Annotated in this window: 15 protein-coding genes and 1 pseudogene; 8 read left to right on the forward strand and 8 right to left on the reverse strand. The window is 68.1% G+C overall.

The features are described 5' to 3' along the window. Positions 1 to 42: 42 nt before the first annotated feature. Positions 43 to 498, forward strand: coding sequence for a hypothetical protein (locus A5759_RS00205; RefSeq protein ID WP_068192362.1), 456 nt, complete (start codon positions 43 to 45; stop codon positions 496 to 498). Here A5759_RS00205 and A5759_RS00210 read toward each other — a convergent pair whose 3' ends face one another. The 3 genes from A5759_RS00210 to A5759_RS00220 all read right to left on the reverse strand — a co-directional run bounded on the left by A5759_RS00210 (position 499) and on the right by A5759_RS00220 (position 3844). Then, positions 499 to 1707, reverse strand: coding sequence for a CHAT domain-containing protein (locus A5759_RS00210; protein WP_156616755.1), 1209 nt, complete (start codon positions 1705 to 1707; stop codon positions 499 to 501). Further along, positions 1689 to 3308: a hypothetical protein gene (locus A5759_RS00215; RefSeq protein WP_068192455.1), complete on the reverse strand. Its 1620-nt coding sequence runs from the start codon at positions 3306 to 3308 to the stop codon at positions 1689 to 1691. Before A5759_RS00215 ends, A5759_RS00210 begins: the two co-directional genes overlap by 19 nt. Before the next feature lie 62 nt (positions 3309 to 3370). Next, positions 3371 to 3844, reverse strand: coding sequence for a lipoprotein LpqH (locus tag A5759_RS00220; RefSeq protein WP_064395685.1), 474 nt, complete (start codon positions 3842 to 3844; stop codon positions 3371 to 3373). Positions 3845 to 3964: 120 nt separating this feature from the next. Between A5759_RS00220 and A5759_RS00225 the strand changes: the two genes are divergently transcribed. After that, the gene (locus A5759_RS00225) at positions 3965 to 5134 is read left to right on the forward strand and encodes a winged helix DNA-binding domain-containing protein (protein ID WP_068192461.1); all 1170 of its coding nucleotides are present in this window, start codon (positions 3965 to 3967) and stop codon (positions 5132 to 5134) included. 59 nt (positions 5135 to 5193) lie between these two features. On the opposite strand, the gene uvrA is transcribed toward A5759_RS00225, so the two are convergent. Further along, positions 5194 to 8103 (reverse strand): excinuclease ABC subunit UvrA, encoded by a 2910-nt coding sequence (uvrA, locus tag A5759_RS00230; protein ID WP_068192364.1) that lies wholly within the window; start codon positions 8101 to 8103, stop codon positions 5194 to 5196. An 86-nt stretch (positions 8104 to 8189) separates the two neighbouring features. Here uvrA and A5759_RS00235 point away from each other — a divergent pair, with 86 nt between their 5' ends. From A5759_RS00235 to lnt, 4 genes and pseudogenes are all read left to right on the forward strand, one after another. Beyond that, positions 8190 to 8861, forward strand: a complete 672-nt coding sequence (locus A5759_RS00235) for an MBL fold metallo-hydrolase (RefSeq protein WP_068192368.1) — start codon at positions 8190 to 8192, stop codon at positions 8859 to 8861. Then, positions 8855 to 9715 carry an SDR family NAD(P)-dependent oxidoreductase gene (locus A5759_RS00240; RefSeq protein WP_156616756.1) on the forward strand — a complete coding sequence of 287 codons (861 nt, stop codon included), beginning with the start codon at positions 8855 to 8857 and terminating at the stop codon, positions 9713 to 9715. The genes A5759_RS00235 and A5759_RS00240 overlap by 7 nt, the downstream gene beginning before the upstream one ends. A gap of 93 nt (positions 9716 to 9808) precedes the next feature. Further along, positions 9809 to 10690: a fructose bisphosphate aldolase gene (locus tag A5759_RS00245; protein WP_068192372.1), complete on the forward strand. Its 882-nt coding sequence runs from the start codon at positions 9809 to 9811 to the stop codon at positions 10688 to 10690. Further along, positions 10687 to 12138: pseudogene (gene lnt / locus A5759_RS00250) on the forward strand (apolipoprotein N-acyltransferase); the annotation flags it as partial. The gene A5759_RS00245 and the pseudogene lnt, both read left to right, overlap by 4 nt. On the opposite strand, the gene A5759_RS26200 reads toward lnt, so the two are convergent. Then, on the reverse strand, positions 12092 to 12532 hold the full coding sequence (locus A5759_RS26200; RefSeq protein WP_068192374.1) for a universal stress protein: 441 nt from the start codon (positions 12530 to 12532) through the stop codon (positions 12092 to 12094). The pseudogene lnt and the gene A5759_RS26200 overlap by 47 nt on opposite strands. Before the next feature lie 257 nt (positions 12533 to 12789). Here A5759_RS26200 and A5759_RS00260 point away from each other — a divergent pair, with 257 nt between their 5' ends. Beyond that, positions 12790 to 14331, forward strand: a complete 1542-nt coding sequence (locus A5759_RS00260; RefSeq protein ID WP_068192377.1) for a glycosyltransferase family 39 protein — start codon at positions 12790 to 12792, stop codon at positions 14329 to 14331. Between the two features lie 37 nt (positions 14332 to 14368). Continuing rightward, a complete protein-coding gene (locus tag A5759_RS00265; protein ID WP_068192379.1) occupies positions 14369 to 15028 on the forward strand; it encodes a UdgX family uracil-DNA binding protein in 660 nt (219 codons plus the stop codon). Between the two features lie 226 nt (positions 15029 to 15254). On the opposite strand, the gene A5759_RS26205 is transcribed toward A5759_RS00265, so the two are convergent. The 3 genes from A5759_RS26205 to A5759_RS00275 all read right to left on the reverse strand — a co-directional run bounded on the left by A5759_RS26205 (position 15255) and on the right by A5759_RS00275 (position 17877). After that, positions 15255 to 15395 (reverse strand): hypothetical protein, encoded by a 141-nt coding sequence (locus tag A5759_RS26205; RefSeq protein ID WP_231984490.1) that lies wholly within the window; start codon positions 15393 to 15395, stop codon positions 15255 to 15257. 227 nt (positions 15396 to 15622) lie between these two features. Further along, positions 15623 to 17035: an MFS transporter gene (locus tag A5759_RS00270; protein WP_068192467.1), complete on the reverse strand. Its 1413-nt coding sequence runs from the start codon at positions 17033 to 17035 to the stop codon at positions 15623 to 15625. A gap of 47 nt (positions 17036 to 17082) precedes the next feature. Continuing rightward, a complete protein-coding gene (locus tag A5759_RS00275) occupies positions 17083 to 17877 on the reverse strand; it encodes an HPF/RaiA family ribosome-associated protein (RefSeq protein WP_068192382.1) in 795 nt (264 codons plus the stop codon). Positions 17878 to 17906 lie beyond the last annotated feature (29 nt).

A 17906-nucleotide genomic window follows, 5' to 3' on the forward strand; every position in this document is an offset into this window, starting at 1 on the left:
AGTTGGGTTCGGTAGCGGCGCGCCCGCCCGACCCTTGAGGTCATGTTCACTGCGCTGTTCGCGTTCGTCTGCATCGTTTACATCGGCACGACGGCCGCTTCGTTACTACCCGCTTGGAAGCTCTCCCGAGTGGATTGCGGTGAGGCCGACGAGCGCCTGGCCACGGCGGAGGACATCCTCGCCGCGCGAGCGGAGTTCGACCGGACGATGGTGCGCAAGGGCCTGCTCACCCGCGACCGACTCGAGTTGATCCGCAACGGCATCCGTTCACCGGCAGTTGTCACCGCAATGCGGCCCACCGGGCAGGCGCTCGAGGACTGCCGGGAAGTCGAACTCGATGTGATGGTCAAAAAGCCTGAAGGCGGGCAGTTTCCCGCCCGGGAGACCGCGTTGGTGCCGGCGTCGGCGCTGGTCAAGGTCTCTCCCGGCAGCGTCATCGACACCTACTACTGTCCCGGTGACGAGACCGCCGTGGCGATCTGCGTGGCGCCGGTGTGATCAGCGCGCGCCGTCAACGGCGAAGCTGGCCAGCGCCGCCCAATACAGCGGGCTGGCGGTCAAATCGCCACCGCGCCAGTCGCGCATCCGGTCCCGCTGCCAGCGGTTCACCGCCCGGCCGGCCTCGTCGGCCTCATGGGCGCGGTCGACGGCTACGATCGCCTCGCTCATCGGGTCGGCCTCGGAAGCGGCGAACTGCCGGTAGCCCGCCGTCGTCGGCAGCGACCACAACGTGGCAGTGACCAATTGGGCCCCACCCAGGACCATCGCCGCCACCAGCCCACTGGCCTCGTCGAACTGATAGTCCCCGCCGGATGCGCACGCCAGCAGCGCAACCCGCGGAGGAAAGGGCAATCGCGCCGCCATGAGCTCACCCGCGGTGAGCGGTCGCTCTTCGGCGAGGTGCAGGGCCGCGCGGTCCGCGTGGCCGGCGTCGCCGTCGGCGGCGGTGGCGTGCCCGACGTAAACCATGCGACCGGGCCGGCGCGCGAGCTGACCGGCGAGCCAACCGCGGTCGGCGTCGGTACGCCGGAACAACTCGGTGACGGCCGCCACGTCCGGCAGCACCGGGCGGCGGTCGGCGAGATCGGCGAAATGACGAGCCAGGGCGGTATCAGGCGACGGTTTGCCGAGCACGGAGCCCAACGCCGCGTCCGGGCGCTGGCCGGGGACGCGCGGGTCGAGCACCAACAGAACGGGGTTGTCGCTTCTGTCGTTCCAATTCGCTAATGCCCGCGGCGAATTGACGATATTGGGTGGCACGGCCATCATGACCTCGGCCAGCTCCATCAGCCGGATGCCGTCTTCCTCCGGCGCCGCCAGCAGACCCCAGGGGATCCTGGCCAGCCGCGCGCTCGGGGACACGAACAGCGTCGCGCGCGGTGACGCCCCATGCTCGACGAGCAGCTGCCAGGCGGCGGGGGCGATCAGTTGTGTGCCCAGTGCGCGCGCAAGCTCGATTTCGGCTGTGGGCGAGGCGAAGGCGCCTCGTGCGATCGCGCGGTCGAGTGCGTCACGACGGGTTTCGGTGCCGAGTGGGTCGGGCAGCGCCTCGGCCAGCCGCTGTTCGGCTGCGACGAGGTCCGGCTGTTCGACCACCCAGGTGACGGTTCGCGACGGGTCTCCCACAACCCGCAGCCCGGCGTACGTCGCCACCCCGACGTCGGCGAACCGCAGGACGAGAGTCTTGGTCAGGGCCACGTGCACCACGCGGGCTCGTCCGCGGTCACGTCGCGGCCGTACCGCTCGGCTGCCAGGGCGCGGTAACGACCGATGATCGGGGCGGTGGCCGGGTCCATCACCAGCGGCGGCAACGGTCCGAGCCTGGTCAGCGACGCGCTCGCGGTAACCATCGGCCCGGCGGCGACCAGCGCGTACTCGTCGGCGGACTCCACGGGTACGGCCGCTGTGGCGGTGCCCGCCCAGTCCATAGCGTCGGCGGAAGCGGGTTCGGCGGTGAAGGTTCCGCGCGCGCTGTGGTATTCGATGAGCTCACTGACCAGTTCGGTGTTGCCCCACTCCCATGCGACGGCGAACGCGCCGGCGAGGATCGGAGCGGAAACGTAGGTCGCCCAACGCATTCGGGCGTCGGCGTCGGGAATCGCGTACCGTACCGAGTCGACGGCCATCGCGGCGGGAAGTTTGAGTTCGGCGGCCTTCTGGAGCTTCTCCGCCGCGTGGACGGGATCGGCAAGTGCGTCGGCCCGCCAGATGTTGCCGAGCTGGTCGTCGAGGCGGGCGTACTGCAGCCAGCTGTGGCGGGGCCACGCGTCGAGCAGTTCACGAGCCTGTCCGACGCGCTCGAGTGCTGCGGCGAAGTCTCCGCGGAAGATGTCGACCCAGCTGCGCTGCAACAGGATCCGGTGGATGTGCACGGGCTTCTCGATTTCACGCCAGTGCCGTTCGGCATGGCCGAGTCGTTCGTCGGCGTCGTCGAGCGCGTTCACGGAGATGCTGATCAGCCCGAAGTACAGCCAGCACCGCGAGACATCGTGTGCGCGAAGGTGTTCGGCGATGGCCGGATATGCCTCGTGGACCAACGTCTGCGCCTGCGGCCGGTCCCCCGCCGACCACGCCGCCGTCGCACGTTCGAGTTGGGTGCGCGCCACTGCGAGCCTCCATCCACGCGTCTCCGCGCGCGCGCCCGCCCGCCGCAGCCAGGGCTCGGCCGCAACGAGCCGGCCGGTCTCGACGCAGAACCTGCCATAGCCGGTGGCTCCCAGGACGAGGAGGTGATCGTGGTGTTCGCCACCGTCGCCGGGACGGTCGATCACGTCGATCACGCGCTCCCACAACGGGATCGACTTCACGTGCAGGTCGTCGTCACACAGCGCGACCGCACACAGGATCTCGGCGTAGGTGACCAGGAATCGGTGTTCGGTGGCGAGTTCGGCGACCGGCTCGTCGTCGGTCAGTGCGATCAACGCGGCCTCGGCGGTCTCATGGTCACCGTGCGCTGCGGCCAACCCTGTCTGCAGGAACTGCGCGCGCCGCGAGTACCGGCGCACCATCAGCTCGATCTCGGCCGTCGACATCGTCACCTGTGCCGCGGCTTCGGGCTTGGTACCCGCGAGGATCGCCGAATAGACGGCCAGGCATTCCCGCATCCGGTTCAGGCATTCCTCGGTGCCGTCGTATGCGGTGCGGACGAGGTAGATCTCGCCGAGCAGCGCGTACACCTCGAGCATCCAGTCGTCGCGGCCGGCCTGCTCGATCTGCGGCACCAGAGACAGCAGGAGATCCTTGGCCGCCTCCTCGTTGGCGGCGAATGCGAGGTGACGCGCACGCTCGAGGTCCGTGGGGATCGCCACCGCGCAATCATAGAAAGCGGCGGGCATGCCTGGCACGCCCGCCGCTTCAGGAGGTGGATCGCTCAACTGCAGTTGACCTTCACGGTGAACGGCTTGGTGATCGACCCTGCCATCGGGTTCGAGATGTCGGCGCCCGCCGCTTCGCCGGTGATGGTGTAGGTGTCGCCGTCGACCTTCACCTCGGCCGAACCGACCTTGGCACCCATGGTGTTGCTGACCGCGAGCGCGTTTCCGTCGACCACCATGCCCAGCGACTCCACCTTCGGATTCGCCTCATCGCTCATCACGATGCCCAGGCCCTGCTGACCGCCGATCGCGCCGCTGGCGACGTTGATCCGGCCGCCCTGCTTCACGCAGGTGACGGTGTTGAGGTCCAGACCTTCGAGATCCTTGCCGTCGACCTTCACCTCCGTGCTGCCGCCGCTGCTCACGCCCGCCGCGCTGGCCGCGGGGGCACTTCCCTTGTCGTCCGAACAGCCCACCAGCACGGTGGCGCCGGCGACCAGTCCGATCAGACCCACAACAACGCGATTCATCGATCTACCCTTCGTTGGGACATCGCCCCGATGGCGCCCGTCATGGCGGTAAGTCAAGACCGCACCGGTCGCTACCGATCCCAAACTTCTGTCGGCGCCCACCGGTACGGTTCGCAGGCGATGCGCAGATTCACGGTCGACGAGCGGCGGGCACGGCTGGCCCGTCGACACTTCCTCTGTGCGCCTGCGGACTCCGTCGGCGCCGTCGTCCGCGGTGTGCTCGGGCTGCATGCGACCGATCCGGCCAGCCCGTACCTGTCGCTGTGGGCGCGGCTGGCGGGGTTCGCCGTCGCCGATCTGGACACCGAACTCTACGAGCCGCGCACGCTGGTCAAACATCTCGCGATGCGCAGGACGCTGTGGACCGTCCACGCCAGCGATATGCCGCTGATCCAGTCCGCGGCAAGCGATCGGGTCGCCGACACCGAGCGTCGCCGACTCATCGCCGACGCGCAGAAGGCCGGTGTTTGCACCGATGGCGACGCGTGGCTCGATGCGGCCCGCACGGCGGTCCTTACGCATCTGACCGAGCATGGGGCGACGAGTGCGAAGGACCTGCGCGAGGCGCTGCCGGAGTTGGCAGGGTCGTGGGATCCAGCCCCGGGTAAGCGGTGGGGCGGCGAAACCCCGTTGGCACCGCGCATCCTGACCGTGCTGGCGGTGCGCGGCGACATCATGCGCGGCCCCAACGACGGGAAGTGGACGACGTCGCGACCCCGCTGGATCGCCACCGCCGAGTGGATCGGCACCGCCAGTGCCGCTGACCCGCAGATGGCCCGCTCCGAGGTCGTGCGCCGCTGGCTTGCCGCCTTCGGCCCGGCCACTTTGACCGACATCAAGTGGTGGTTCGGCAACACGGTGACCTGGGCGCGAGAAGCGTTGCGGGACATCGGCGCGGTCGAGGTCGACCTCGACGGCACACCGGGCTTCGTTCTACCCGACGACCTCGACGCGGAACCCGAACCCGAACCGTGGTGCGCACTGCTGCCCGGTCTGGACGTCACGACGATGGGCTGGTTCGACCGCGACTGGTACCTCGGACCGCACCGGGCGCAGGTGTTCGACCGAAACGGCAACGGCGGTCCCACGGCATGGTGCGACGGCAGGATCGTCGGTGCCTGGGCTCAGGACGGTGCCGGGCGGGTCGAGCTGCGGTTGCTCGAAGACGTGGGTCGCTCGGCGCAGGGCCGACTGCGCGAGCGCGCCGACCAGCTGACCGATTGGCTCGACGGAGTACGGGTCAGCCCACGGTTCCCGTCGCCGCTGTCGAAGGCTCAACGCCGAAGCTGAAGATCTGCACGAGATTGCGCTGCTGAATTCTCGAACACAGGCCCAGTTTCGACGGGTGGTCAGGCGCTGACCTTGCTGCGTTTGGCGTTGCGCGCCTTGGGCTTCGGCCGTTCGACGCCCAGACACTCGGCGAGGAAGTGGCCGGTGTAGCTGTCGGAATTGGCAGCGACATCCTCGGGTGTCCCGGACGCGACCAGGGTGCCGCCGCCCGCTCCGCCCTCGGGCCCCATGTCGACGATCCAGTCCGACGTCTTGATCACGTCGAGGTTGTGCTCGATGACGATGACCGTATTGCCTTTGTCGACAAGCCCGTTGATGACCTTGAGCAGCTTGCGGATGTCCTCGAAGTGCAGACCGGTGGTCGGCTCGTCGAGGATGTACACCGTGCGCCCGGTCGACCGCTTCTGCAGCTCGGAGGCCAACTTCACGCGCTGGGCCTCACCACCGGACAGTGTCGGGGCCGGTTGGCCCAGCCGCACGTAGCCCAGACCGACGTCGACGAGCGTCTTGAGGTACCGGTGTATCGAGGTGATCGGGGCGAAGAATTCGGACGCCTCCTCGATCGACATGTCGAGGACCTCGGCGACGGTCTTGCCCTTGTAGTGCACCTCGAGCGTCTCGCGGTTGTACCGGGCGCCGTGGCACACCTCGCACGGCACGTACACGTCGGGAAGGAAGTTCATCTCGATCTTGATGGTGCCGTCGCCGGAACACGCCTCGCAGCGACCGCCCTTGACGTTGAAGGAGAACCGCCCCGGTTGATACCCCCGCACCTTGGCCTCGGTGGTGGCCGCGAACAGCGTGCGGATCTTGTCGAAGACGCCGGTGTAGGTGGCTGGGTTGGACCGCGGTGTGCGCCCGATCGGGGACTGGTCGACCCGAACGAGTTTGTCCAGCTTGTCCAAACCCGTGACCCGGGTGTGGCGGCCCGGCACCTGCCGGGCACCGTTGAGCTTGTTCGCCAGCACCGACGCCAGGATGTCGTTGACCAACGTGGACTTACCCGAGCCCGAAACACCGGTGACCGCGGTCAGCACGCCGAGGGGAAAGGACACGTCGATCTCGCGCAGGTTGTGCTCGCGGGCGCCGACGACCGTCAGCAGCCGCTTCTTGTCGACCGGCCGCCGGATCGCCGGCACCTCGATCTCTTCCTTGCCCGAAAGATAGGCTCCGGTAAGCGATTCCGGGTTCTTCAGCAGCTCGTCGTAGGGCCCGCTGTGCACGATCTGACCGCCGTGCTCCCCCGCCGCGGGACCGATGTCGACGACCCAGTCGGCGTGGGCGATCGTGTCGAGATCATGCTCGACGACAATCAGCGTGTTACCCAGATCCCGCAGCCGGACGAGCGTGTCGATCAGCCGGCGGTTGTCCCGCTGATGCAGCCCGATCGACGGTTCGTCGAGCACGTAGAGCACCCCGACGAGGCCCGACCCGATCTGGGTGGCGAGCCGGATACGTTGCGCCTCACCGCCGGACAGCGTGGCGGCGGCCCGCGAGAGCGACAGGTAGTCCAGTCCGACGTCGAGCAGGAAGCCCAACCGCGACTGGATCTCCTTGAGCACCTGACCCGCGATGGCCTGCTCGCGTGCGCCCAGCGTCAACGCGTTGAGAAACTCCGAGCATTCGGCGATTGACAGCTCGGCGACCTCGGCGATGGACTTCGGCCCGAACTCCCCCGCCGTCAGGGTCACCGCGAGGATTTCGGGCTTGAGCCGCGTGCCCTCACACTCCGGGCAGGGCACATCGCGCATGAAGCCCTCGTAACGCTCCTTCATCTGCTCGGAGTCCGTCTGCTCCATCCTGCGCTGCAGGAACGCCATCACACCCTCGAAATCGGCGTAGTACGAACGGGTTCGGCCGTAACGGTTCTTGTACCGCACGTGCACCTGCTCGTCGCAGCCCTCGAGGATCGCCCGGCGCGCCTTGGCGGGCAGCTTCTTCCACCGCGTGTTGACATCGAACCCGAGCGCGTCACCGAGCCCCGCCAGCATCCGGGTGAAGTACTCCGCGGTCTGCCCCATCGACCAGGGCGCGATCGCCCCCTCGGCCAAGGTCAGGTCCGGGTCCGGCACCACCAGTTCCGGATCGACCTCCTTGCGGATGCCCAGGCCCAGACATTCGGGGCAGGCGCCGTAGGGCGAGTTGAACGAGAACGAGCGCGGCTCGAGATCGTCGACGGCCAGCGGATGTCCGTTGGGGCAGGCCAGCTTCTCGGAGAACCGCTGTTCGCGGTGCGGATGGTCGTCCTCGCGGTCGACGAACTCCAGCACGACGATGCCGTCGGCCAGATTCAGCGCCGTCTCGATCGAGTCCGTCAGCCGCTGCTTGGCGCTCGCCTTCACCGTCAGGCGGTCGACGACCACCTCGATGTCGTGTTTCTCCTGCTTCTTCAGCTTCGGCGGATCGGTGAGCGGATACACCACACCGTCGACGCGCACGCGGCTGTAGCCCTGCGTGTTCAGCTTGTCGAACAGGTCGACGAACTCGCCCTTGCGGGTGCGCACCACCGGCGCGAGCACCTGAAACCGAAGGCCCTCGTCCATCGCCAGCACCTGGTCGACGATCTGCTGCGGCGTCTGGCGGGCGATGCGCTCACCGCAGATCGGGCAGTGCGGCGTACCCGCGCGGGCGTACAACAGCCGCAGGTAGTCGTAGACCTCGGTGATGGTGCCGACCGTCGACCGCGGGTTGCGGTTGGTCGACTTCTGGTCGATGGACACCGCAGGCGACAACCCCTCGATGAAGTCGACGTCGGGTTTGTCCATCTGACCGAGAAACTGGCGGGCGTAGGCCGACAGCGACTCGACGTAACGGCGCTGGCCCTCGGCGAAGATCGTGTCGAAGGCCAGTGACGACTTCCCCGAACCCGAGAGGCCGGTGAAGACGATCAGCGCGTCACGTGGTAAATCAAGATCGACACTTCGCAGGTTGTGCTCGCGCGCACCCTTGACGACAAGGCGGTCAGCCACCCGGTTTTTCCTCCCGCAGAGATAGTTCAAAACCACTCTATGTGGACCCACCGACAAGCCCCAGACCAGCCGGATACCGTGAGGACATGACCGTCGTCGACGACAACTACACCGGCCACGTCGAACCAGGCACAGGGGCCCGGCGCACGCTTCCGAACGCCTCGATCGTCAAGGTCTCGGTCGGCCCGATGGACAACAACGCCTACCTGATCACGTGTTCCCGAACAGGCAAAACGCTTCTGATCGACGCCGCCAACGATGCGCCGACACTGCTTGAAGTGCTCGAGAAGCACGCCCCGAAACTGTCGCTGATCGTGACGAGCCACCAGCACTTCGACCACTGGCAGGCGCTGGAAGAAGTGGCCAAGGTCACCGGGGCGCCGACGGCGGCGCACCAACTCGACGCCGACCCGCTGCCGGTCCGGCCCGATCGGCTCCTCGCCCACGGCGACACCGTCGACATCGGCGAGCTGTCCCTCGACGTCATCCACCTGCAGGGCCACACCCCCGGTTCGGTGGCGCTCGCGCTCGACGGCGCCGACGAGGCCACCCACCTGTTCACCGGCGACTGCCTGTTTCCCGGCGGTGTCGGCAAGACGTGGGAGGACGGGGCTTTCGACCAGTTGCTCGGCGACGTCACCCGCCGCGTGTTCGACGTTTACGACGACTCGACGGTTGTCTACCCGGGCCACGGCGACGACACCACGCTCGGCACGGAACGGCCGCATCTGGCCGAGTGGAAGGAACGCGGTTGGTAGACGCGCCGATCGCGGTCGTCACAGGTGCCAGCCGCGGCGCCGGACGCGGGATCGCGCACGCGCTGGGCAGCCACGGCTGCACGGTGTATGTCACCGGGCGCACCGAGCGCGCAGGCGAGTCCGTGCTCGACGGCACGATCCACGAGACCGCCGAACTCGTCACGGCCGCAGGCGGCACCGGAATCGCCGTCCGCGTCGACCATGCCGACGACGAGCAGACGAAGGCCCTGTTCGAGCGGGTCGGACGGGAACAGGGCCGGCTGGACATCCTCGTGAACAACGCGGTGATCATCCGCGAGGAGATGATGGGCCGAACCCGGTTCTGGGAAGAGCCCGTCAACGTCATCGACTCCCTCGAGGTCGGCCTGCGCAGCAGCTACGTCGCGACCGTGTACGCGGCCCCGCTGATGCTCGCGCAGCGGCGCGGGCTGGTGGTGTTCACCTCCGCGCCCGGTGCGGCCCACTACGTGTTCGGCCCGGCATACGGCGTTCACAAAGCGGGCACCGACAAGATGGCCGCCGACATGGCCGTCGACTTCAAGGACTTCGGCATCGCGACGGCGTCGATCTGGATGGGGGTGCTGCTGACCGAACGCTTCAAGAAGCTGGTCGCGAGCACGCCCGACAAACTCGCCCACCTGCTCGACAACACCGAGACGCCGGAGTTCACCGGGCATCTGATCTGGGCCCTGTTCAACGACCCCCAGTTGATGGACAAGAGCGGCCAAACCTTCATCGGCGCGGAGTTGGCCGCGCAGTACGGCATCGACGACGCCGGAGGCCGCAGGCCGCCGTCGTACCGGGACCTGCACGGAATTCATCCGATCCGCCAATTCGATCGCGTCCTGCGGTGACCCGGGAGTGCGGCCCCCGCGTTATTGAGCGGCCATCTGACGCTCGGCCGTGTGAACTTCGATAGATTGCCTGGTGACGAAGAAAGGGCAGACATGAACACCGATCAGTTGAAGAAGGCGCAGAGCGGCGCCGGGTTCATCGCGGCACTCGACCAGAGCGGCGGCAGCACCCCCAAGGCGCTGAAGCTCTACGGGATCGCCGAGGACGCCTACTCCGGCGACGACCAGATGTTCGACCTCGTGCACGAGATGCGCACCCGGATCATCACCAGCCCCGCCTTTGACGGCGACCGCATCATGGGCACCATCCTGTTCGAGCAGACGATGGACCGCGAGATCGAGGGCCGTCCGACCGCCGACTACCTGTGGAACGTCAAGAACATCGTTCCGTTCCTCAAGATCGACAAGGGTCTCAACGACGAGCAGGACGGCGCGCAGACGATGAAGCCGATGCCCGGCCTCGACGATCTGCTCGACCGCGCCGCAGCGAACGGGGTCTTCGGCACCAAGGAGCGTTCGGTCATCAAACTGCCCGGCGCCGGTCTGGACGCGGTCGTCGCCCAGCAGTTCGAGGTCGCAGAGCAGGTACTCGCCAAGGGCCTGGTGCCGATCATCGAGCCCGAGGTCGACATCAAGAGCGCGAAGAAGGCCGAGGCCGAGGAGCAGCTCAAGGCCGCGCTACTCGACGGCGTTGGCAAGCTCGGCGACAAGAAGGTCATGCTCAAGCTCACGCTGCCCGACACCGACAACCTGTACAAGGATCTGGTCGAGCATCCGAACGTGCTGCGGGTCGTGGCGCTGTCCGGCGGCTACAGCCGCGACGAGGCGAACGAAAAGCTGTCGCGCAACATCGGTGTCATCGCGAGCTTCTCGCGCGCGCTGACCGAGGGCCTGACCGCCCAGCAGAGCGACGAAGAGTTCAACTCCACGCTCGACCAAGCGATCGCGAGCATCGCTAAAGCGTCGAGCACCTGATCTCGCTGCGGGGCTACGCGTCGGCGGTCCTCGCCGGCGCGTTCCCCGCGCTCGCGTTCCCGGCGCCCGCCCTGTGGTGGCTGGCCTGGATCGGGCTGGTCCCGCTGCTGCTCGTGCTCCGAGCGGCGCCGACGGCTGGACAGGCCGCCGCGCGAGCCTGGTTGGCGATGGCGGCGTTCGTCGGCGTCACCCAATACTGGCTGTGGCCGAGCACCGGTCCCCCGCTGCTCGTGCTCGCCGCCGGACTCGGTGCGCTGTGGCTGCCCTTCGGGTGGGCGGCGCACCGCCTGCTCTCCGGCGACGTCAATGCCGTTCGAGCCGTCAGCGCCGTAGCGGTATTGCCCAGCCTGTGGGTGCTCGCGGAAGCGGTCCGATCGTGGGACCGGCTCGGCGGGCCGTGGGCCGTCCTTGGCGCATCGCAGTGGAATCAACCCGCCACACTGGCGCCCGCCACGCTGGGCGGCGTGTGGCTCGTCAGCTTCCTGGTGGTGGCGGTCAACACCGCGGTTGTCGCGGCCCTGGTGCGGCGTTCGGCGGCGCCGGCGGTGCTCGCGGTGGTTCTTCTGGCGGCCGGTCCGGTCTGGTTCTGGTGGGGGCCGACACCCACGTCCGGCCCGACGGTCCGCGTCGCGCTCGTCCAACCAGGTGACATCGCCGAATCTACGGCGCGACAGGCCGCGAGCGAGGCCCTGACCTCGGAGCTGGCCGGGCAACCACTCGACCTGGTCGTTTGGGGCGAGAGCAGTGTGGGCGCGGACCTGGCGGCCCACCCGGAAGTCACGGCGCGGCTCGCCGCCCTTTCGCGGCGCGTCGGTGCGGACCTGCTGGTCAACGTCGACGCCCGGGCGGCATCGGGCGGCATCTACAAGTCGTCGGTGCTGGTCGGACCGGGCGGTCTGCAGGGCTCGTACGCGAAGACGCGCCTGGTCCCCTTCGGCGAATATGTGCCGCTGCGGCCCCTGATCGGCTGGGCCACGTCGGACACCCAGGCCGCGGGCGAGGATCGCCGCCGCGGGCAAGGGCCCGTCGTCCTGGACACCGACGTCGTCGCGATCGGACCGCTGATCAGCTTCGAGACGATGTTCTCCGACCTCGCGCGGGCAGCGGTCCGACGGGGAGCGGAGCTCCTCGTCTACCAGAGTTCGACGTCCTCATACCAAGGCAGTTGGGCGCAACCGCAGTTGGCGGCGATGCCCGCCGTACATGCGGTCGAAACGGGCCGTCCCGCGGTCCACGCCGCGCTGTCGGGGGTCAGTTCGGCGTTCGATGCCCGCGGCCGCCGACTGGCATGGATGCCGGCCGCCGAGCGCGAGGTCACTGTCGTTGACGTTCCGCTGGACGCGCGGACGACCCTTTATCAGCGGTGGGGCGACTGGACGATCGTGGCGGCGCTGGTGGTGGTTACGGCGTGGTGTGCACAATCAGCACATCGCTCTTGGAGCGGCGTGCGACGTTGGCGGGAACGGAACCGAGCAACCGGCCGGCGATCGTGGACAGGCCGACGTTACCGACGACCAGCAGATCCGCCTTGACCTCCTCGGCGAGTTCGACCAGCGCGTCGACGGGGGCGCCGACGATGGCCTTCTCCTCGACATTCGTGGCACCGGCCTGGTGGGCGCGTTCCTTCGCCTCGCGCAGGATCGCGTAGATCGGCGCGTTGCCGGACATCTTGTAACCCTCGTCCTTGAGCACGTCGGCCGCGCGCTGATCGTCGTTCTGGGGGAAGTACGCCGTGGCGATGACCAGCTTGGCGTCACCGGCGATCTGACCCGCTTTCTCGACCGCGCGCAACGACGAGTCCGATCCGTCCGTGCCAACCAAGACGGTCTGATAGGCGCTCATCCATATCCTCCCAGTTTCAGTTCGTTGCCACCCGGAACAGTAGCCGCTCAGGTGGCATTTGCCTGCGATTTCGTCCTACTTCGCACCCAACGTCACGCCGGACCGGTCCAGGTGACGCCGCCTACACCCGGCCGCGCGAAGCGATCGCCGGCGGCGTCGGTACCTCGGTCGTCGTGACTTTCATACCGCTTCGGCGAGCGCTGCGCGAGCGCGCACGCTAGCGTTTTGCCGTTCGCGGGAAGGGTGGGTAACAGGGCGTGGATCTGTCGCTGGGACCGCACCGCCTCGCGCGTCTCGACCCGTCGGGATCCCTTCGCGCCGGCCGGTTCGACGCCGCGCTGACTGCACTGTTCGCGGTCGCGGTGTCGGCGGCGGGCGCGGCTCGGCCGTCGCTGTGGTTCGACGAGGCGGCCACGATCTCGGCGTCGACGCGGTCGATCCCCCAACTCTGGGGCCTGCTGCACAACATCGACGCGGTGCACGGCCTGTACTACCTGCTGATGCACGGGTGGTTCGCGGTGTTTCCGGTCACCGAGTTCTACTCCAGGCTGTCGAGCTGCCTCGCGGTCGGGCTGGCGAGCGGCGGCCTCGTCGTCCTGGCGCGCCGCTTCGCCTCGCGGACGACGGCCGTATGTGCGGGCATCGTGTTGGCGATCCTGCCGCGCGTCACGTGGGCGGGTATCGAGGCGAGGTCCTATGCGCTGACCGTGGCCGCGGCGGTCTGGCTGACGGTGTTGTTGCTGCTCGCGGTCCGCCGCAACGCCAGATGGCTGTGGGTCTGCTACGGGCTGGCGCTGGTCGGGTCGTCGCTGCTGAACATCTTCGTCGTGCTGATGGTGCTCGTGCACGCCGTGACGCTGGCCGCGGTGGCGGCACCGCGAGCGGTCGCGCGCCGGTGGATCGTGACGGCCGCGGTGGCGATCGCGGTCCTGGCCCCGTTTCTGGCGTTCAGCAGGACGCAGGTCGCCCAGGTGCGGTGGATCAGGCCGCCGGGCTGGCACACGGTCGCAGAAGTCGTGCAGGAGCAGTACTTCGACCACAGCGTGGCGTTCGCGGTCACGGCGGGGCTGGTGCTGGCGCTGCTCGCGATGCGACGGTTCCGGCCGACGGATCGCGGCGTCCGGTCGCTGGTGGGGATCAGCGCTGCGTGGATCGTGCTTCCGACGGCAGTGCTGCTGCTGTACTCCGTGTGGTGGGAGCCCGTGTACTACCCGCGCTATCTGAGCTACACCTCGCCGGCGATGGCGCTGCTGTTGGCGGTCGCCATCACCGCGGTCGCCAGGACGCGTGAGGCCGTCGCGGTGGTGCTGACCGTGCTGGCGGTGGCGGCGACCCCGAACTATCTGGTCGAACAGCGAGGTCCTTACGCCAAGGAGGGCATGGACTTCAGCCAGGTGGCCGACGTCCTGACGGCGAACGCCTCCCCCGGCGACTGCGTGGTCCTCGACAACACCACCAACTGGGCGCCCGGCCCGATTCGTCCGTTGACGGCAGCGCGCCCCGAGGCGTACGCGGCCCTCGTCGACCCCGGCCGCGGTCGCCGCGCAGCGGATCGAAACCGCTTGTGGGACTTCCATCTTGGGATTTGGGGTGTGGCCGACCGACTTCGGCCCTGCACCGTGTTGTGGACGGTCTCACAACGCGACGCCACCGTCCCGGATCGGGAGAGCGGGCGCGCACTGGACCCGGGACCGCGTCTGCGCCGAGCACCTGCGTACCGGGTGCCGCAGGCGATGGGCTTCCGGATCGTCGAGCGCTGGCAGTTCAGCTTCGCGCAGGTGGTCAAGTCGACCCGGTAGCGCGAGTGGCGGCTGTATAACCGGGTAACCGTTTCCCATGCCCGCAAGGCCAGCCCACACCGCGGCGGAGTTCGTACCCGAGACCCGCGAGCTCGCTGCGCTCGCCGACGCCGCGCACGGTTGCAAGGGATGCGATCTGTACCTCGACGCAACGCAGGTCGTGTTCGGCGGCGGTTCCTCCGGCGCGGACATGATGCTGGTCGGCGAGCAGCCCGGCGATCAGGAGGACAAGGCCGGACAGCCGTTCGTCGGCCCCGCGGGCAAGCTGCTGGACAAGGCGCTGGTGCAGGCCGGTATCGACCGTGAACGGGTGTACGTGACCAATGCGGTCAAGCACTTCAAGTTCACACTGCCCGAACGCGGCAAGCGGCGGATCCACAAGACCCCGGGCCGCACGGAAGTCGTGGCATGCCGACCGTGGCTGCTGGCCGAGCTGGATGCCGTCAGACCCGAGGTGCTGGTGCTGATGGGTGCGACCGCCGCACAGTCGCTGCTGGGCAGCAAGTTTCGGCTGACCGCACACCGCGGCGAGGTATTGGAACTCCCGGCGATCGAGGAGCTCGACGTCGCACCCGAAGTCGCCGTGACCGTGCATCCGTCATCGGTGCTGCGCGGGCCACCGCAGGATCGGGAGAAAGCCTTCGACGCGCTGGTGTCCGATCTGCGGTACGCCGACGGCCTGCGTGCACGCGGCTGACTCTTATCGCGCCCAACGTGAGGTTGTGTCCGAGAATTCGAGCTCAGTTCGACAACAAGCTCACGTTCGGCGCCGTTGGCGGCAATATCCGCTAGCAGGCGGCCGGCGGCACCCACATCGAGACGGCGGGAGGCACCCAGGCGCAGGGACCGCCGTAATGCGGACCGTAGTAGGCCGGGCCGTCCCAGCGCGGACCACGACGCTTGTCCCAGTCGTCCCAGTCATCCTACTTGTCGAGCTTCCAGGTCACGTCTGGTGTGCTGGTCACCGCTACCTCGGCGTTGGCGACACCCGCTCCGACGCCCAAGGCAGTGAACGCCAGTGCACCGACAAGTCCCGCTTGCACTCCGATCTTCTTTACGCTCACGACCAATCCCTCACTACTGCAATGAATTATCGGTTCCCACCCGCGTCGATCCTATACGCGCGATCCTCGCGTCGACGATCCCGCCTGCGCCCGGCGTGGCTCACTTCGCAGCAGCAAAGTCCGGCGCAGAGCCGTCCAGAGTGCGCTGAATGAGGCTGTCGCACAGTTCGGTTGGGAGACGTCAGTTTGCCCGCCGGAGGCGGTCTGGTGAGCTTTGGCGTCCTCGGCTAAAGCGGCTCACCGCAGCGCGGCCGGCCGCTTCGCGTCGACGCGATCAAGCCCAGGGCGGCAAGCCCGGCGAATGCGGCGAGCAGCCACCGCGCCGGTGTGGCGTCGCCGCTGTCGGTCATGTTCACCAGCACTCCGGCCAGCCCCGCGCCGAAGGCACCGGAAATCAGCTGAACGGTGTTGATAGCCGCAGCCGCGGTGGGCCCCTCCGACGGGTCGTCCACCCGGCTCATCGCCCATGCCGACAGATGCGGCCACGCGATCCCGATCCCGGTGCCCGCCACGATCAGCGCGACCGCCCAGACCGCTACCGCGACGGCCGATGCGTCGTCGCGCATGGCCACCGCCGTGAGGGCAAGACCGGTGGCCATCACCGCCGGCGCGACGGCGACCGTACGCTTGATCGCGCGCCGGTTGCTCATCGAGGCGCTGCCGATTTCACCGACCGTCCACCCGAGCGCCAGGCCCGCCCCGAGAAAACCCGCCGCGACCGGTGTGAGATCGGCCAGTCGCTGACCGAACAGCGGGATGTACATGTCCGCCATCGTTGCGGCCATCAACACAGCGAGGGTCAGATAAATCCACTTCAGCGGCCCGCGCCCGAAAGCGCTGGGCGGCAACACCGCTGCGGGTTGGCGCCGATCGACGAACAAGAACACCGCCACCATGACGGCGCCCAAGCCCAGCAACACGCCCGTGAGCCACACATCGCGCGGGATACCGGCCGCGCTGACGGCCAACGCCGCAAAACCCAACAACATCAACGACCACACGGGAATCGGTGTCCGCGGCGCATCGACGTCGGCGCCCGTGCGTCTGGGCAACGCCAGCGGGACCAATACACCGATGGCCACGGTCAGAATCGCCAGCGCACCGAAAGCCCAACGCCACGAACCATACTGGGAGAACAGACCCCCGGCGGCGGGACCCAGCAGCGTCCCGACGCCCCACATCGCCGACACCAACGCCGACGCCTTGGTCCACAACCACTCGGGCAACGCCGTATTGATCACCGCATAGCCCAACCCGGCCAGCAGCCCGCCCGCCAGCCCCTGCACCGTGCGCCCCACGAGCAGGGCTTCCATCGTGGGCGCCGCGGCGCAGGCCAGGCTGCCCAGACCGAATACGCTGAGCGCCCCCAGATACGACACCCGCGGCCCGAAACGCATCAACGTCGAGTGCACCGTGGTCGCCGCGACCACCGAAGCGACCAGATACACCGTCGTCACCCATGCGTACAGCCGGTAACCGCCGATGTCGGCCACCGCGCTGGGCATCAGGCTGATGGTGAGGAACTCGTTGGTGGCATACAGCGCGACGCCGCCGGCCAGGACGGTGCTGGCGCCGAGGTACTTCGGCCCCAACAGGTCGCGCCAGCGTCCCGCAGGGGTCGTCGGCGCGGTGTCGGTCACGCCGGACACGCTACGAGCTCAACCATCGTTCAGGTCAAGCGGCGACCTCAGTCGGCAGGAGTGATGAGCCCGTAGTGGCCGTCGTAGCGGTGGTAGAGCACGGCTGCACGACCTTGCGCCGCGTCGATGAAGAACATGAACGGCAGCCCGAGCATGCCCATCCGCTCGGCGGCCTGCTCGACGGTGTGGCATGGCGGCGGGTGGGGGCTGATCGTCAGCGGCAGTTCAAACGGTGCCAGTTCGTCTTCCGAAGCCGGTTGCACCTGCGCCAGCCGGTATTCGGACGGACCGCTCTTGTAGAGGACGCTCGCCATCTGAGTGCGCTCCTCGGTGAACAGGTGGAAGTCGTAGTCGAGCAGGTTCATCTCCATCGCCGCCTCGTCCACCGTGCACGGCGCCAGGGTGAACGACTTGCGCCGCACAATTTGGCGCTCCTCGGGCGGAAGGGCAAGGCGGTTGGGTTGCTGCGCGGATTCGTCGGTGTCCTGCGGAGCTCGCACCGTTCGGCCGTCGCGGCGAGCCTGCCAGTGCTCGGCGGCACGCCGGAGCTGGCTTCGAAGGCGCTCCCCGAGGCGGTCGATCGCATCGCGCGCGGTGTCGCCCGAAGCCTGAGCGCGGACCAGTCGGCCGTCGACGTCGAGATTGGCTTGCGCGATGACCGGACGTTCCAGTTCCGGGTCGCCATGGCGCGTCAGCTTCACGTGGGCATGTGTCAACGGTCGGTGCGCGAACCGGCTGACGTCGTCGATCTTGCTCCGCGCGTAGTCGGCCGCGCCGGGAAGATCACCGCGCGTCGTCACGTCGACGTGGACTGGCGATTCGATATCGGTTCTGTCACTCATACTTTCGTTTGTACGCGAGGCGACCGGCC

The sequence above is a fragment of the Mycobacterium sp. 852014-52144_SCH5372336 genome (assembly GCF_001665615.1).
GTDB lineage: Bacteria > Actinomycetota > Actinomycetes > Mycobacteriales > Mycobacteriaceae > Mycobacterium > Mycobacterium neumannii_A.

Coding starts and splice junctions, on each gene's coding strand:
- A5759_RS00205 (WP_068192362.1), top strand. CDS start 43: ATGTTCACTGCGCTGTTCGCGTTCGTCTGCATCGTTTACATCGGCACG.
- A5759_RS00220 (WP_064395685.1), bottom strand. CDS start 3,844: ATGAATCGCGTTGTTGTGGGTCTGATCGGACTGGTCGCCGGCGCCACC.
- A5759_RS00225 (WP_068192461.1), top strand. CDS start 3,965: ATGCGCAGATTCACGGTCGACGAGCGGCGGGCACGGCTGGCCCGTCGA.
- A5759_RS00235 (WP_068192368.1), top strand. CDS start 8,190: ATGACCGTCGTCGACGACAACTACACCGGCCACGTCGAACCAGGCACA.
- A5759_RS00245 (WP_068192372.1), top strand. CDS start 9,809: ATGAACACCGATCAGTTGAAGAAGGCGCAGAGCGGCGCCGGGTTCATC.
- A5759_RS26200 (WP_068192374.1), bottom strand. CDS start 12,532: ATGAGCGCCTATCAGACCGTCTTGGTTGGCACGGACGGATCGGACTCG.
- A5759_RS00265 (WP_068192379.1), top strand. CDS start 14,369: ATGCCCGCAAGGCCAGCCCACACCGCGGCGGAGTTCGTACCCGAGACC.
- A5759_RS00275 (WP_068192382.1), bottom strand. CDS start 17,877: ATGAGTGACAGAACCGATATCGAATCGCCAGTCCACGTCGACGTGACG.